The organism is Devosia sp. CAU 1758 (assembly GCF_054482695.1).
Genome location: NZ_JBTLRJ010000001.1, coordinates 1 through 14,911, shown reverse-complemented (window position 1 = coordinate 14,911; position 14,911 = coordinate 1). Strand labels below are relative to the sequence as shown.

Annotated in this window: 14 protein-coding genes, 1 tRNA gene, 1 rRNA gene and 1 pseudogene; 6 read left to right on the top strand and 11 right to left on the bottom strand. The window is 61.3% G+C overall.

Features of this window, described 5'->3' with window-relative positions; translation table 11 throughout:
- Positions 1-2: 2 nt before the first annotated feature.
- The 3 genes and pseudogenes from ACXYMS_RS00085 to ACXYMS_RS00075 all read right to left on the bottom strand — a co-directional run bounded on the left by ACXYMS_RS00085 (position 3) and on the right by ACXYMS_RS00075 (position 2,156).
- The gene (locus ACXYMS_RS00085) at positions 3-680 is read right to left on the bottom strand and encodes a DUF3179 domain-containing (seleno)protein (RefSeq protein WP_458903001.1); all 678 of its coding nucleotides are present in this window, start codon (positions 678-680) and stop codon (positions 3-5) included.
- Positions 681-805: 125 nt separating this feature from the next.
- Positions 806-1,444, bottom strand: a pseudogene (istB, locus tag ACXYMS_RS00080) (IS21-like element helper ATPase IstB); the annotation flags it as partial.
- Positions 1,445-2,079: 635 nt separating this feature from the next.
- A tRNA-Met gene (locus ACXYMS_RS00075) sits at positions 2,080-2,156 on the bottom strand.
- A 246-nt stretch (positions 2,157-2,402) separates the two neighbouring features.
- Here ACXYMS_RS00075 and ACXYMS_RS00070 point away from each other — a divergent pair.
- The gene (locus ACXYMS_RS00070; protein ID WP_458903000.1) at positions 2,403-3,440 is read left to right on the top strand and encodes an aldo/keto reductase; all 1,038 of its coding nucleotides are present in this window, start codon (positions 2,403-2,405) and stop codon (positions 3,438-3,440) included.
- 110 nt (positions 3,441-3,550) lie between these two features.
- Entirely contained in the window at positions 3,551-4,243 is a 693-nt protein-coding gene (locus ACXYMS_RS00065) for a DUF599 domain-containing protein (RefSeq protein ID WP_458902999.1), read from the top strand.
- On the opposite strand, the gene ACXYMS_RS00060 is transcribed toward ACXYMS_RS00065, so the two are convergent.
- Positions 4,240-4,965, bottom strand: coding sequence for an alpha/beta hydrolase (locus ACXYMS_RS00060; protein WP_458904542.1), 726 nt, complete (start codon positions 4,963-4,965; stop codon positions 4,240-4,242). The two genes, ACXYMS_RS00065 and ACXYMS_RS00060, sit on opposite strands and share 4 nt — an antisense overlap.
- Positions 4,966-5,242: 277 nt before the next feature.
- Here ACXYMS_RS00060 and ACXYMS_RS00055 point away from each other — a divergent pair, with 277 nt between their 5' ends.
- From ACXYMS_RS00055 to ACXYMS_RS00045, 3 genes are all read left to right on the top strand, one after another.
- A complete protein-coding gene (locus ACXYMS_RS00055; protein WP_458904541.1) occupies positions 5,243-5,554 on the top strand; it encodes a (2Fe-2S)-binding protein in 312 nt (103 codons plus the stop codon).
- Positions 5,520-6,005, top strand: coding sequence for a bacterioferritin (gene bfr / locus ACXYMS_RS00050; RefSeq protein WP_458902998.1), 486 nt, complete (start codon positions 5,520-5,522; stop codon positions 6,003-6,005). The genes ACXYMS_RS00055 and bfr overlap by 35 nt, the downstream gene beginning before the upstream one ends.
- 86 nt (positions 6,006-6,091) lie before the next feature.
- Positions 6,092-6,505: a VOC family protein gene (locus ACXYMS_RS00045; RefSeq protein WP_458902997.1), complete on the top strand. Its 414-nt coding sequence runs from the start codon at positions 6,092-6,094 to the stop codon at positions 6,503-6,505.
- Between the two features lie 271 nt (positions 6,506-6,776).
- Here the strand turns inward: ACXYMS_RS00045 and ACXYMS_RS00040 are convergent, their stop codons facing one another.
- Both ACXYMS_RS00040 and ACXYMS_RS00035 read right to left on the bottom strand, forming a co-directional pair.
- On the bottom strand, positions 6,777-7,388 hold the full coding sequence (locus ACXYMS_RS00040; RefSeq protein ID WP_458902996.1) for a nucleotidyltransferase family protein: 612 nt from the start codon (positions 7,386-7,388) through the stop codon (positions 6,777-6,779).
- Between the two features lie 21 nt (positions 7,389-7,409).
- On the bottom strand, positions 7,410-8,045 hold the full coding sequence (locus ACXYMS_RS00035) for a TetR/AcrR family transcriptional regulator (RefSeq protein WP_458902995.1): 636 nt from the start codon (positions 8,043-8,045) through the stop codon (positions 7,410-7,412).
- Between the two features lie 75 nt (positions 8,046-8,120).
- On the opposite strand from ACXYMS_RS00035, the gene ACXYMS_RS00030 reads away from it, so the two are divergent.
- Positions 8,121-8,852: an SDR family oxidoreductase gene (locus ACXYMS_RS00030; RefSeq protein WP_458904540.1), complete on the top strand. Its 732-nt coding sequence runs from the start codon at positions 8,121-8,123 to the stop codon at positions 8,850-8,852.
- Between the two features lie 376 nt (positions 8,853-9,228).
- On the opposite strand, the gene ACXYMS_RS00025 is transcribed toward ACXYMS_RS00030, so the two are convergent.
- The 5 genes from ACXYMS_RS00025 to rrf all read right to left on the bottom strand — a co-directional run.
- Positions 9,229-10,227 (bottom strand): alpha/beta hydrolase, encoded by a 999-nt coding sequence (locus ACXYMS_RS00025; protein ID WP_458902994.1) that lies wholly within the window; start codon positions 10,225-10,227, stop codon positions 9,229-9,231.
- 322 nt (positions 10,228-10,549) lie between these two features.
- Positions 10,550-11,764 (bottom strand): lytic murein transglycosylase, encoded by a 1,215-nt coding sequence (locus ACXYMS_RS00020; RefSeq protein WP_458902993.1) that lies wholly within the window; start codon positions 11,762-11,764, stop codon positions 10,550-10,552.
- A 135-nt stretch (positions 11,765-11,899) separates the two neighbouring features.
- Complete coding sequence (locus ACXYMS_RS00015; RefSeq protein ID WP_458902992.1) at positions 11,900-14,110, bottom strand: mechanosensitive ion channel domain-containing protein; 2,211 nt, start codon at positions 14,108-14,110, stop codon at positions 11,900-11,902.
- An 86-nt stretch (positions 14,111-14,196) separates the two neighbouring features.
- Positions 14,197-14,703, bottom strand: coding sequence for a hypothetical protein (locus ACXYMS_RS00010; RefSeq protein ID WP_458902991.1), 507 nt, complete (start codon positions 14,701-14,703; stop codon positions 14,197-14,199).
- A 121-nt stretch (positions 14,704-14,824) separates the two neighbouring features.
- Positions 14,825-14,911, bottom strand: a 5S ribosomal RNA gene (gene rrf / locus ACXYMS_RS00005); the annotation flags it as partial.

Here is a 14,911-nt window from a genome sequence, read left to right as displayed (position 1 = left end):
CCCTAATGCGTGTTCGCATCAATGATCGCCACATCCGGATGGAACACGTGGGCAACGAATGCAAAGGTCAGGTTGCGAACAACGTCCTGACCATCCCGTGTCACACGTACCGAGCCAATGTCCCTGCCATCACTGATCGTGGCGGTGTCGAGCGCCGACGCAACGCCCGTTTCATATGAGAGACTATAGCCCCGCAGTTCCAACGGCGACTGCCTGAGGCGATTGAGGCTGACGATGAGCGGCTCGCTATCGGTTTCGACGACCACCACATGTGCCATCGCCGGAATATCGGGAGGCAGGTCGCCGCGGAACAGGAAGGGCCGCTGGGCAGTGTCATAGCTTTGATATGGGATGTTGCCATAGGGCCTTGCCGCAGGGTAGTTGGGCACCAGGACCAGTCCGTCGGGATGGGCGCTCAGAAAATCCTCGAAGGACACAATTCGCGAGGGCAGCGTGGTCAGCTCAGTGCCGACAAGCTCACCGACGATGGCATCTCCGGAAAATTGCTGCCACCAGCTTTCGGTCGATCGATCATACATGATGAGGTCCGAGTGCCGCAGCTTTCCCGTCGTGCCGAAAGACAGGGTTTCCCCAGCTGCTCGCCGGTCGAAGGCAATCGCTGCGTTGCAAAGCGGGCAATAGGTGACCGCCACGGGCTGCCCGGCGATCTCGTCTGTCAATCGGTGCCGGATAAGGCCCCCCTATCGGCGTCCAATAGGGACCCCTCAGATCGGTTTGAGCTGGTCCGGCGCAGCATAGCTGGTCAGGGTTGCGGCGCTGTGCCGGACCAGCGGGCGCATTGGGGCTAGATGCGGTTTTTAAAGCGCCAGCTGTCGTGGCCGGTTTCGACGATATCGCAGTGATGGGTCAGCCGGTCGAGCAGCGCGTTGATCATTTTGGCGTCGCCGAAGACGGACGGCCATTCCCCGAAGGTGAGGTTGGTGGTGACGATGACCGAGGTCTGTTCGTAGAGGCGGCTGATCAGGTGGAACAGCAACTGGCCACCGGATTGGGCAAAGGGCAGGTAGCCGAGTTCCTCGAGTACGACGACGTCCTTGCGGGCCATATAATCGGCCAGCCGCCCCTGCCTGCCGGCGCGGGTCTCGGCCTCGAGCCGGTTAACCATAGCGACGACGTTGAAGAAGCGGGCTCGGACGTTATTGCGGATGCAGGCCCGGGCAATGGCGATGGCCAGATGGGTCTTGCCGGTGCCGGTGCCGCCGACCAGAGCCAGGTTGCGCTGCATGGCCGGGAAGTTGCCGGCGGCGAGATCGCGCACCAGGGTCTCGTTGATGCCGGTCTCGGCGAAGCTGAAGTCCTCGATATCCTTGGCCAGCGGCAGCTTGGCGATGGTCATCTGGTACTTGATCGATCGGGCCTGCTTCTTGGCGATCTCGGAGGTGAGCAGGTCCGAGACGATGCGATCGGGCTGATGCAATCTTTGTTGAACGGGTTCGGAGATGTGGATCGTGCGGATCACGGCGGCAGGCGGAAGCCCAACCGTACGGGATGGGTGAAAGTCGCCCGTTCACGTGCACCTAAGGAGGAATCGCATCCATAGAGGCAGTCGCAAGTGACACTGGCCGCCCCTAAGCTCGGCGGGGAGGCAGACATCGCTGCCTGCCTCCCCAGCAGTCGCTTACCAGCCAGGGAGGCCGAACTGCTGCGGTCGGTATTGCAATACACTTTCTCGCAGCCACGTGGCGCCGCATCGAATTGCAAGCGAAATGTTCCTTAGTCATCCACCGAAGCGATCTCAAATCGCGAAGATGCCAGAGACGCCGGCGTATCGTTCTCTGCGGTATCAAACATGCGGCGCGTCACCTAATGGCGTCAGGGATGCGCCTCCATGCGCAGGTCAATGATTCGATTGCAAAGCACAGCTCCACCACAAAGAAACTTAAAGGACGGCGGCATTATCGTGAAAAGCAAAAAAACGAAGTATGTATTCTGACACTCGCGTCTTTGTGAAGGCGCCGTTTTCACGCTACGGCTTCCATTCCACCGATTCCGATCCGAAGAGCAAATGCTGAGGGAAAAGGAAAAGCCCAGTGAACTCATTGAGTTCACTGGGCTTTTTGGTTGCGGGAGCAGGATTTGAACCTGCGACCTTCAGGTTATGAGCCTGACGAGCTACCGGGCTGCTCCATCCCGCGTCAAACATCCGAGCCTTGCGGCGCGGTGTGAGGGCTATATAGGGGGTGAGCGCCCAGACCTCAACCCCTCCTCTGCGTTCCGTGACAGATTTTTGACGCCGCGCCGAAAAGCGGGTTTTTTCGCGTGCAGTGCCTGTGGATAAGACCGTCCATCGTCAATCGACGCTGGAGCACTTCCATACAAGGATAAGCTGGTTTAGGGTCCCGCCCGACCCTCCTCAAACCGCTCCCAACGGAAAATTATTAATGCTGTTCAATACGCTTGGCCGCACTGACCTCAAGGTCACCGACATCTGCCTTGGCACCATGACCTGGGGCAGCCAGAACACCCAGGATGAGGGTCACGCCCAGATTGCCATGGCGCGCGACGCCGGCATCACCTTCATGGATACCGCCGAAGTCTATGCCGTGCCCGGCAGCCCCGAGACCAGCGGCCGCACCGAGGAGATCATCGGCAATTGGTTCGCCGGCAATGGCGGCCGCGACAAATGGGTGCTGGCCACCAAGATCGTCGGCGGCGGCAGCGCCCATATCCGCAATGGCCGCCGCCCGGACGCCGCATCAGTGCGTCAGGCGGTCGAGGGCAGCCTTCGGCGCCTCCAGACCGACTATATCGATCTCTATCAGATCCACTGGGCCAGCCGCGGCCACTATAATTTCGAGAACTACTGGCGCTACAGCCCCGAAAAGCAAGACACGGCTGATACAGTCGCCAATATGGAAGAGGTGCTCGGCGCCATGGGCGACATGGTACGCGAAGGCAAGATCCGCCATTTCGGCCTCTCCAACGAGACCACTTGGGGCCTTGCCCAATGGCTGAAGCTTTCCGAGCAGAAGGGTCTGCCCCGCCCCGTCTCGGTGCAGAACGAATATAGCCTCATCCGCCGCATCTTCGACCATGACCTGGCCGAATTGAGCCACCATGAGGATGTGGGCCTGCTGGCCTACTCGCCCCTCGGCGGCGGTCTCCTCACCGGCAAATATTTCGACGGCGCCACCCCCAAGGGCAGCCGCAAGGACTACCAGAAGGGCTTCTGGCGCCTCAACGAACATTCCGAGCGTGCCACCAGGGCCTACCACGAAGTCGCCGCGCGCCACGGCCTCGACCCCATCCACATGGCCATTGCCTTCTGCCGCAGCCGGCCCTTCATGACCTCCACCATCATCGGTGCCACCAGCGCCGACCAGTTGACCCAGGTTCTGGCCGCGAAAGACATGACCCTCGCTCCCGAAGTGCTGGCCGATATCGATGCCACCTATCGCCGGCATCCGCGCCCGGTCTGAGGCCCGCTGGTGGCCAGCAAGCCATGCCGGTCACCCTCACCTTTCTGGCATGGCCATCGACCGGCACGGCGCTATAGTCTGGGGAAATCTGCGCCGCCCGGAGCCCTGTCGTGACCACGCTCTTTACCTCCGTCTTCCCGCTTTTCGCCTATCTCGCCTACAACATCGTGGTGCCGCTGGTGGAAAAGCTTAGGCCATCGCTGTCGGTGATCATGAACATGCAGCGCCGCCGCTGGGTGGCCAATGCGGCGCGGCGCGAAAGCCCATTCGACGCGATCCTCTCGGGCAATATCATGGGCTCGGTGAGCTTCCTCGCCTCCACCTCGGTGCTGCTGGTGCTGGCGGTCTTTGCGGTCTTCGGGCAATTGCCGGCGCTGATGGATGCACTGGATTCCCTCTCGCTGGACCGGGTCTATACCGAGATCGACGTGCAACTGCACCTTGTGGTGATGCTGGCCATGTTCGTCCTGGCCTTTTTCGCTTTCACCCTGTCGCTGCGCCAGTTCAATCATTTCTGCATCATGCTGGGCGCCCTCGACCACGACCGGGTGACCACGAACGAGGAAATCGAAGCCATTGCGCAGATGAACGGGCTAGGCGCCCGGAACTTCAATTCCGGCATTCGCGCCTATTATTTCTCTGTGCCCAGCGTCGCCTGGTTCGTGTCCGAATGGCTGGCCGTGGCTGTTACGCTGGTGACCGTGCTGGTCCTCGCCCATCGCGAATTCTTCTCTTCGGCGCACCGTACCGCCGCCTCGGCCGCCGTCATTGCCGCCCGGCAGCGGAAGGGCGCAGCCTCCTAAGCCCGGTGCTCCCGCTCCGCCGCCTGCCCGGTCACGTCCGCCAGGAAGTCCCGGCACTCGCTCCGCACCGGCGCCAGCCAGCGCAGCGGCAGGCTGAGGGCAAAAAGCGTATGGGGATGCCCCAGTCGCGGATAGACCTGCACATCCGCCTTCACCCCGACCGCTTCCAGCGCCGCCCCGAGCCGCACGCTGTTGCGCGGCAGTACCAACTCGTCCTTGCCGCCCGAGACCAGCAGCATGGGCGGCGCGTCGGCGCTCACATGATTGATCGGCTGGGTGCCCTTCGGGTCCGCCGCAGCACCGAAAACCCGTCGCGATATCGGCCCGTCGAAGGGATAAAAATCATAAGGCCCCGATAGCCCGATCACCCCCACTATGGTCTGGCGTACCGCAGGCGACAGCCATCGCCCGTCCACCGCCAGCGCCGCCGCATTATAGGCTCCCGCCGAATGACCGGCCAGCACCAGCCGCGTCCAGTCCCCACCATGGCCGGCAATATTGTGGCTCACCCAGTCGACGGCCTGGGCACAATCCTTGAGAAAATCGGGATATTCCACCTCCGGCACCAGCCGGTAGTCCGGCACCACGACAACATGGCCCAGCGCCGCCAGCGCCCGCGCTGCAAAGCCATAGTGCCGCCGGGCCCCATCGCTCCAGGCTCCGCCATAGAAGAATACCACCACCGGCAGGGCGACATCGCTTTGCCCGCGAGGCGCATAGATGTCGAGACGATGCCGCTCATGGTCGCCATAGGCAACATCGCGCGCGAGCCGGTGCGTGCCGGGATCCTTGGGAACCAGGATGCTGATGAGATCGATCAGTGAAATGGCCGGGCCTCTTTGTCTACATCAAGATACGCAGAACGCCCTCCTTTGGTTTCCCGCCATGATGGATAAAGCGCGTCGCATCCGGCCTTCACCACGCAACAATTTATGACGTTGACATTCATGAATGAGGGGCGTTTATTCCGCCCCGTTGAGAACTTTTGTGGCCCCCGCCATGCTTGTCTGCCAGTGCAACATGATCACGTCCCGGGAGATCGAGGACATCGTGCTCGATCTTTTGAAGGTCGATCCGTGGCAGCTCGTGGTGCCCGCCAAGGTCTATGCGGAACTCAACCGTCGCGCGAAATGCTCGGGCTGCGTGCCGAATGTGGTGGACATTATCGTCCGCGTCACCGAAAATTATCACGCACAGCAAGCCCATCAGCCAGCAGAGCTCATCGAGCTCCAGTCGGGGCTGGAAAAGCTCAAAAAGCAACGGAACGGAGTACGTCGTGAAAGGCGAAGCACAAGTCATCGAGCGGCTTAACGAGGCCCTTTTCCTCGAGCTCGGCGCGGTCAACCAATATTGGGTGCATTACCGCCTGCTGGACGACTGGGGCTATAGGCGCCTCGCGTCCAAGGAACGCGCCGAATCCATCGAAGAGATGCATCACGCCGACAAGCTCATCGAGCGCATCATTTTCCTTGAAGGTCATCCCAACCTGCAGCGGGTCGCCCCCCTCAGGATCGGCCAGACCATCAAGGAAGTGCTCGAAGCCGATCTCGCCGGTGAATATGACGCCCGCGCCGCCTACAAGACCAGCCGCGAGCTTTGCGAACAGCTTGGCGATTATGTCTCCAAGAACCTGTTCGAGGAACTTCTGGCCGATGAGGAAGGGCATATCGACTTCCTCGAAACCCAGCTCGAACTACTCGACAAGATCGGCGTGGAGAAATACGGCCAGCTCAATTCGGCCCCCGCCGACGACGGCGAGTAAATCCATTAAACTGCCAGGAATTGACCAACCGCCCGGGCATAGTCCTGGGCGGTCTTGTTTTGAGCCCTTGCCAGAAGGATAGAGCGATGAAATTCCACACCGGCCGATTGATCGACCATGTGCACCTGCGGGCGCGCAACCTCGCCAATACGCGCTACTTCTATGAAACCGCGCTGGCCGTTCTCGGCGTTCCCATCACCGCCAAGGGCGATGGCTGGTTCCAGATCGACGAGCTCTTCGTCGATGCCGCCGATGCCAGAACCGTCCCCAGCCATGTTCACCTGGCCTTCCAGGCAAAAGACCAGCAGACTGTCGATGCCTTCTACAAGGCAGCTCTCTCCGCCGGCGGCACCGATAACGGTCCGCCCGGCGCACGCGACTACCATCCCGGCTATTATGCCTGCTTCGTGCTCGATCCCGACGGCAACAATATCGAGGCGGTCTTCCACGGCCCTAACACCCGCTCGGCGCCGTCCGTGGTCATTGAGCCGGGCACCTGAAAACCAGGCACCGGCCCTTGATGGTCAACGAGAACTGAACCTATGACGAACTCGATCTGGCACCTCCCCCTTGACGGGCTTCGAACCGGCCGAAGGCAATTTCGCTCCGGTGGAGCGAAATTAGGTGAGGAGGCCATGAGAGCTATGCTCGAATGGCGGGGCTGCGCAGCTTGGCCGCGAGGCCTAGCGAAGCTGGTGGAGGTGCGCCACACGCTCGGTGTCGCTGCACAGGCATAGCGCTTGCCGTATCTCACCACCCCACAGCTCGCCCCTATTCCGGCCACGGCACAATCTCCAGTTCCGGCCAGATCGCCCTGGCCCGGTCGGCCTTGCGCTCATGCGTCTCCCGGTTCGGCAGCGCCGGATTGGGCGTGATCCGGAACGAAAACATGTCGTCGAGCCCGAACGGCGCGTGAATGGAGATTTGCCCCTCCGCTTCCAGCCGCGCTGCCACCGCATGGGTCGTGGTGGCAAAATAGAGCATCATGTCGGCGCTGCAGGTCAGCTGCGGATAGTCGAACCCGAACCACTCGGAAAACCACAGATGCACCCGCGCCTGGTTGCGCACCTCGACCGGCACCGGAAACCCGCTGAAAAACGCCTCGGCACGCCGGATCACCGCATCCTCTGCCGCATAGCTGAGATCGCTGTCGTCAAAACAGACCACATCGGCATCATTGACCCCGGTCAGCGCCGACCGGCCCGTCAGCGAGTTCCAGACTGTGTTGTAGATCGCCCCCGATCCCAGCAGCGGGTCCGGCAGGCCGAGTTCATTCATACCCGCAAGGATCGCCATCAGATGCGGCTGCGCCCTGATGATATCGATCAGGACAAGGCGCTGTGTCCCCGGATCAGCCCCGGCATGGCGAAGATGGTTTGGCATCCGCGACCTACAGTTCGTTTGTCATGACTGGCCGCCGGCACCCTCGAGATAAGACAGGCACATGGCGACCAGCTGATTGCGAATCTGCGCCTGCTGCGCCGCTGGCATGTTTCGCTCAAACACATTGCGCACCGTACCGAATATTACCGAGAGCAGTGTGGAATTGACCAGTTCAAGGTCGGCATAATGCGCACTTGGCGCCGTTACCAGCATTGCCATGGTCGCCCGGTCCATGCGCCTGGCAAAGGCGGTGATCAGCGCTTCATTGTCGAGCTCGACGGCCGAACTGTAGAGCACCCGCGTCACGTCGCTGCGCTCGGTCTTGACGTCCCAATAGGCGGCGACAAGGGCAGCGATCATGGCAGACGTCGGCATCCCATGATGGCTGAGACACACCGTCTCCATGCGCTCGGCCAGCCGGTCTAGATACTGCTCGTTAAGCGCGTAGAGCAGGGCCTGCTTATGTGGAAAATACTGATACATGGTGCCCACCGACACCCCGGCGCGTTCGGCCACGCGCGTCGTCGTCAATCGATGCACCCCCTCGGCCAGCAAAACCTGAATGGTCGCTTCGAAAATGGCCTCGACGGTCACAGTCGAACGGGCCTGACGCGGCCTCTTGCGGACATTGAGGTGTTTTGGCGCGGCCACATCCATATGCGAATCCAAAAATCGAATGATCCTTCATATATTTTCGGCAGGCATTTAGCCAGTTTCGGAAAGATATCGATGATGACGACACAGCAGAAGATCGCGCTGGTAACCGGCGCAAACAAGGGCATCGGTCTGGAGATCGCACGCCAGTTGGCTGAGGCCGGCACAACAATATTTCTGGGCGCGAGAGACGACGTCCGCGGGCAGCAAGCCGCTCAGGCACTCGGAGCGAGCGGTCTCGATGTCGAATACATCGACATCGACCTCAATGACCAGGCAACGATCGTCTCGGCCGCGCAGACGATCGACGAGCGGCATGGCCGGCTCGATATTCTGGTCAACAATGCGGGCATCGTCGATGCAGAAGACGGCCCGCCATCCCTGGCTGCCATCGGTGCTGCCCGCCGTTTGATGGAGACCAATTTCCTCGGCACGCTGGCAGTGACTCAAGCCATGTTGCCTCTTTTGCGCAAGTCTAAGGCCGGTCGCATCGTCAACTTGGCCACGACCCTTGGTTCGCTCTCGATCAATGGCGATCCGAACTCGCCCTACTACGAGGCCCGCCTGATTGGCTACAATGCATCCAAGGCCGCGCTCAACATGCTTACCGTGCAACTGGCGGCAGAATTGAAAGGGTCGGGCATCGCGGTTAATTCAATCGCGCCCGGCTATGTCAAAACCGATCTCACCGGCCACAACGGCTTAATGACCGCCCAGGAAGGGGCGCGCCTGCCGGTTGAATATGCCCTGCTGGGTGATCAAGCCGTGTCAGGCCGCTTCATCGAGCCGTCGGGCATCGCGCCCTGGTAGCCTCTGCTTGGTCCAAAAAAGAAGGGATCGTCCAAAAAGTAATCCCCGGTCCTAAAACCTCCCCCATACTCCCTCTCATCACTCCCGCGCGGACGGACTGCAGCGAACTTTGCGGGGGGAGCCGGGCGCAATTGGGTCGCTCCAGTTGCGCGATTAGGAAGCGGTCACCCTGCGACGAGCGTTCAATGGGGTCCGAGACCTATGCGAAAAACCGGTGTCCCGAGGCGGCGACGTCTCTATCTACTAAATCTTACTGAGACGCACGCGCCTCGGGACACGTCCATATTGCAACAACCGGAAGCCCAAGGCTGGCCGGCACAATGACACGTGCGTTCTTTGACATCACGCCGCCCCGCGCGCTGCCAGGGATATGCCCCTATTCCTCGATGGGTTGAAACATGGCGTTGAGGTCGCGGACGATCTGGTCGATGGGCGCCACCGAGTCCGGCAGCATCTGTGGCGGTTCCGGCGCCATGGCCAGATAGGGCACGCCGCTGGGAAAGGCTCCGAAACGCTGGAAGAAACCCACCATGTCGTCCAGCACCGGCATGCGCCAGCGCCACAGGGCGCCCATTGCCAATACCGGCTCCATATGTCCGAAGCCGTCATAATATTGTGTGGTCACCCACACGCCCTGCGCCCGCAGCCGCTCGGCAAAGCGCTCCGTGTTCTGCACCCGCACAATCGGGTCGGTCGTGCCGGTGGCCAGATACATCGGCGGCGCCTCGGCTGTGATCAGGTTGATCGGCTGGGTGCCCTGCGGATTAGGCGCTTCTCCAAACACGTCGCGCACTTCATTATATTCAAAGGGGTAGAAATCATAAGGTCCCGACAGCGCCGCAACCGCCAGGATCGGCATGGTCACGCCATATTCCGCCCGGAACGAAGGATCGAGCGCCTGCATCACCGCATTATAGGCGCCAGCCGAGTGTCCCGCGAGAAACAGCCGGTTTGGGTCGCCGCCATACTGGGCGATATTGTCCTGCACCCAGCGCAGCGCCCGGGCCCCGTCCTCGAGAAAATCGGGATAGCGCACATCTGGATAGAGCCGGTAATCGGCGATCACAGTGACGAAGCCGCGCGAGGCCAGAGCCCGCCCGACAAACTCATATTCGTGACGCTCCCCCCGGCTCCAGCCGCCGCCATAGATGAAGAACACCACAGGCGCCGGCTCGCCCCGCTGTTCGGGCGCATAGACATCCAGCTTGGCCCGGGCGCCATCTGCATAGGCAATCCCGTCGCCCACCTTGGCGGTGCCGCCGTCCATGGCCAGCGGAACGTTAAATGGGTCCATGATGGAAACAGCCTGAGCGGCGCCGGGCAGCAGCAGCGCTAACGACATCAGCGCGCCAAGAAAGGTTCGAACAAAAGGCATCTGCAAAAAATTCTTGCGTTGGTGGGAAAGCAGTCCGGCCCATATGCGCCAGAAAACCGGGCACATTGTGGCGCACCCCTGTGCTGAGCCTGTCGTCAGGGCGAAGCGAAAGTGGTCGTTCGCGAGAACCGGAGCGGAATGTATGTGAGGTATATGAGCACCGGAAGCGCAGAGATTGGCCATTTGCAGCCCGCCATGGCGTCAGGATCGGCATAGGGGAAATGGGCGAGGGCAGGCGCGCCGGTGTCCGGTCGCTGGCCTGCCCTCTACTTAAGCCGGAAAATTCTGCGCCGAGTTTGTTAACAGAGTGTTAACGATGCGCTCACCGCTTCAGCCGATCCAGCAACAGGCCGGACACATGTCCGTCGGCGGGCAGGCCCCGCGCCTGCTGATAGGCAAGAACGCCGGCGCGGGTCTTGGGGCCAACCACCCCGTCGGGCGTTCCCACATCGAAGCCGGCCCGCCCGAGCAGGGCCTGCAATTCCGCGCGCTGGTTCTTGCTCAGCGCATAATCGCCCGCCGGCCAGGGTGTCGCGAAGCCGCCGCCGCCCAGGATCCGATCCGCCAGGTGCCCCACGGCCAGGGCATAGCTGTCCGAATTGTTATAGCGCTTGATCACATCGAAATTGGGCAACAGCAGGAAAGCCGGCCCCTGCGCCCCCGCCGGCATATAGAGCCGCCCCACGTCATCGGCGCGCGGAAAGGCCCGGCCAGAGACGCGAGTTATCCCCATGGCCTGCCACCGGCTGAGCGGCGCCTTGCCCATTTCGCGCGCCGCGGCAAAGTTGAAACCATTGGGCAGCTTGACTTCATAGCCCCAGGTCTCCCCCGGCCGCCAATTGAAGCTGTTGAGGTAATTGGCGGTCGAGCCAAGAGCGTCGGGCACGGAGTTCCAGATATCCTTGCGCCCGTCGCCATTGTAGTCGACTGCATAGCGCATGAAGCTCGACGGCATGAACTGGGTATGGCCCATGGCACCGGCCCAGGAGCCGACCATGGACCCAGGCGAGACATGCCCGTCCGACACGATGCGCAAGGCGGTCATCAGTTCCGAGCGAAAGAAGTCGGCGCGATAGCCCTTCTCGGTCAGGGTGGCCAGGGCATGGATAGTGTTGTTGCCACCCATGAACCCGCCGAAATTGGTCTCCATGCCCCAGATGGCAAGGACGATTTCGGGCTGCACCCCATAGCGCTGCTGTGCACCGGCCAGCGTCTGCGCCCATTCATTGCGCATGGCCTGGCCCTTGCTGGCCTGGCCGGCGGTGACGCGCTTTTCGACATATTGCTGGACGGTCTGGGTAAATTCGGGCTGTTTGCGCGTCAGCTCGATGACCTGGGGAATGGGGTTGTAGCCGGCAAAGGCCGCGTCGAACGCCTGCCGACTGACCCCGGCGCGCTGCGCCTCCGGCCAGAGACTACGCACAAAGTCACCACTATTCGCCTGTGCGGCAATGGGCACTAGAAAGCCGGTAGCAGCGCCAAGGACCAGGCTCCAGAATCGCAGACGTGAAAGGGAATAACCGGAGGATCGGATCATCAAGGGCCTCGTGCATAGGCGCTACTGGAAAGTCACCAACGCCCCGGCTGTGCCGCAACGGGTGCGCGTATCAAAGCATTAACGCACCCGATTAAGATGAGCTTAAGGCAAAGCCCCGGCCCGTTCACTTCGCCGTCAGTCCACATCGCTATCCGGACCGGGCTCCGTCCGGGTCGTTTGCGGCGGGCCCTTGGCACTTCCCCCTGCCGGCACGTAGGTGACGTGTGGATAGGGAATTTCGATACCCTGCTTGGCAAAGACAATCTTGACCAGCTCATTATACTTGCGGCCGATAGCCCACTGCGTGCCCGGCAACGTCTTGATGCGCGCCCGCACAGTGATGGCAGAATCGCCGAAACCCGTGATGCCATGCATGTCGAGATCATCAAGGATCTCATCCTTGTGTTCGGTCTCCATCAACAGCGCGAAGGCCTCATGCATCGCCGCCTTCACTGCATCGATGTCGCTGTCATAAGCGACTCCGATTTCGGCCAGATGATAGGAGAAGCCGCGCATCATATTGCTGACCTGATCCACGGACGAGAACGGGATCAAGTGCACGGTACCGGAGAGATCGCGAATGGTCACCGACCGGATGGTGAGCTTTTCAACCACGCCTGACCAGCTACCCACGGCCACCACGTCCCCCTCGTTCATGATGTTCTCGAACTGGATGAAAATGCCGGTGATAATATCCTGCACCAGCTTCTGGGCGCCGAAGCCAATGGCCAGGCCCACGACACCGGCACCAGCCAGGAGGGGTGCAATGTTCACACCGATCTGTGCCAAGGCCAGCATTGTCCCGAATACCACCAAGGCGACAGTAAACGCATTCTTGAACAGGTTGAGCAGCGTCTTTTCGCGCGAAGTGGGCACCTTGCCGAAATTGACGTTGAGCCGGTATTCCACCCAGGAGGCCACCACCACATGCAGCACGATTGCCGCGAGAATGATCAGGGCTGCCGACACGACCGATCCGGCCACAGCCAGCCCTTCGTCGCTGCCGATCCATGCAGCGAAGTCGAACAGCGCCCATGCCTGTCCAATGGCCACCACCACCGCGGCAATGATGATCCAGCGAACCACGCGCATCACTGCCGGCACGAAAGATTTGAGCCGCGTTTCAAGCAGCGGTAGCCGTTGCCGCACATCCTCGGGCAGGCTCAGGCCCGCGCTCACGAAGCGGGTAATGAACGCCACGACCAGCGAACCGATCAGGATGACAAAACCGGACTGAACGGTCGCAGCGATCATGAACGGCAGCGCCGTTTCCGGATTGGCGAACCACACCACCAGTAGGGCGAGCAGATAAGCGATGACCAGCACATGCCATTGCTTCCCGATGGCCGCCAGTACACGGCCAAGGCCGTCTTTGTCGCGATCGGCGGATATCTGCTGCAACCAGAGCCGCACATCGTCCTTGTTCTGCAATACGATGATGATGCCGATGGTCACCGCAGTGGCCATGGCTAGCACCTGCACTCCGCTGCCGGCGGGCCGCGACACCAACCCGCTGAGCATCGGCGAGACAAACAGGAAAGTGTAGCCCAGGAGCGAAACGATACGCGCCACCCAGAATGACCAATAGGCGGCATTGCCGTCGGTCACCGGCAGGAGCCGAAGCGTCGAGAAGCGCGGCGCCAGCACCAGCCGCACCAGCAGCTTGATCACTTCTACCACCAGGAACGCATTGAGCAGCAGCGACTGATTAATGCCCATCTGCCCGCTCGGCGTCGTGCCAAAATTGAGCGCCAGCCCATATCCGAGCGCCCAGGCGAGAACGATGCTGCCTGCATCCACGAGGATCAGGCCCACCAGTCCGGCCAGCCGCCGGATCAGGCTTTGCCCGGCCGCGCGCGTAGCGATTTGCCGGCCGAGGCCATTGGCAATCAGGCGCAGTATGAAGAAACTACCGAACAGCGCCGCGACCAAGAGCCCGATATTGACGGCAAATTCGCGCAGGGCGTCACTGTCGGCACTCACCGAGCCACTGAACACGCGCTGCAGATTGCCAAGAGCCTGCCCGACCGAACGCAGCGTCGCCGAAGCGCCCTCGGCGACGCTGCGGGTGTATTCCGCCAATTGCCGGGCAATACTGAGATCTGCCGGCGCCTCCTCAGCGCTCTCCGTACCGGCCTCGGGAGCGGCCTGTTTCAGCCGCTCGATCAGGGCGGCACGCGCCGTATCGTCCTCAAGAATACGGACGAGGTCATCTACGGCCGCAGAACTGGCTTCAGGCTGTGTGGAAGCCACGCCCGTCAATGCATCCTGGCCGCTGGCAGGGAAGACCAGAAGCAGCGAAAGAAAAAGAAGGCGGATCAGGACCATGCGGCTCGTCTGCGTCATGAAAACTTATGCGGCCAGCATGGCCTTTGCCGGCCCGAGGTCAACCCCTCCTCTGGTCAAGACACAGGGGGGCTGGGACAGCCAGTTCAGGCGGGCAAATGATCGGCTAGTCCCCGGAGAAAGCTTTTGCTTTCACCCAGGACAGTTTGTGCGGTCTCGGTGGCATCGGTTTCGTGGCGGTCCGCTTCGTCGGCCACACGTGCCAGTAATGCCAGGCGTTGGCCATGCAATCGGGCCGGCAGGTCCAGTCCCACCGCCGTCTCAAGCGCCTGCCGCATCTCCTGCAACAGCAACAATTGTGAGAACCGGGCATAGAGCCGACGGGCAATGCCTGGCTCTGTCCGCCAGTTGAGCGCCGCAAAGGCGGCGCTAGCGCGCTGCCCAGCCCCCAGGCAGTCAAAGGCCTCACAACCGCTATAGCCAAGCGCCTCGCGCCGCGCATGTATCCGGCAACGAAAATCGGCTTCGAGATATTGGCAAGACTGTCCACCCAGCTTGTCGTGCCCGAACTGGCTGGACCGCTCGAACGACAGGGCCGTGCAACAAAGCCCGAAGCACTTGTTGCAATCTGCGGTGAAAATAGCGTCTTCCACGCGGCACCTTTGGAGCGGGTTGTGTTTGGGCCCTGAAGTGGTTCCAAATAGCAAAAAGCCCCCGCTTTTGGCGGGGGCTTTGTGGTTGGCATCGTTGTTGAGACTTAGGTGTTTTTTGCAGACCTTGCAGTGACCTACTCTCCCAAGTCTTGAGACTTAGTACCATTGGCGCGGAGGGATTTGACGGTCGAGTTCGGGATGGGATCGG

Bases quoted from the DNA above. Each gene is read 5' to 3' on its own strand.
- ACXYMS_RS00055 (WP_458904541.1), top strand. From the start codon at position 5,243: ATGCTTGTCTGCCAGTGCAACATGATCACGTCCCGGGAGATCGAGGAC.
- ACXYMS_RS00015 (WP_458902992.1), bottom strand. From the start codon at position 14,110: ATGACGCAGACGAGCCGCATGGTCCTGATCCGCCTTCTTTTTCTTTCG.
- ACXYMS_RS00040 (WP_458902996.1), bottom strand. From the start codon at position 7,388: ATGCCAAACCATCTTCGCCATGCCGGGGCTGATCCGGGGACACAGCGC.
- ACXYMS_RS00025 (WP_458902994.1), bottom strand. From the start codon at position 10,227: ATGCCTTTTGTTCGAACCTTTCTTGGCGCGCTGATGTCGTTAGCGCTG.
- ACXYMS_RS00045 (WP_458902997.1), top strand. From the start codon at position 6,092: ATGAAATTCCACACCGGCCGATTGATCGACCATGTGCACCTGCGGGCG.
- ACXYMS_RS00070 (WP_458903000.1), top strand. From the start codon at position 2,403: ATGCTGTTCAATACGCTTGGCCGCACTGACCTCAAGGTCACCGACATC.
- ACXYMS_RS00020 (WP_458902993.1), bottom strand. From the start codon at position 11,764: ATGATCCGATCCTCCGGTTATTCCCTTTCACGTCTGCGATTCTGGAGC.
- ACXYMS_RS00030 (WP_458904540.1), top strand. From the start codon at position 8,121: ATGACGACACAGCAGAAGATCGCGCTGGTAACCGGCGCAAACAAGGGC.
- ACXYMS_RS00035 (WP_458902995.1), bottom strand. From the start codon at position 8,045: ATGGATGTGGCCGCGCCAAAACACCTCAATGTCCGCAAGAGGCCGCGT.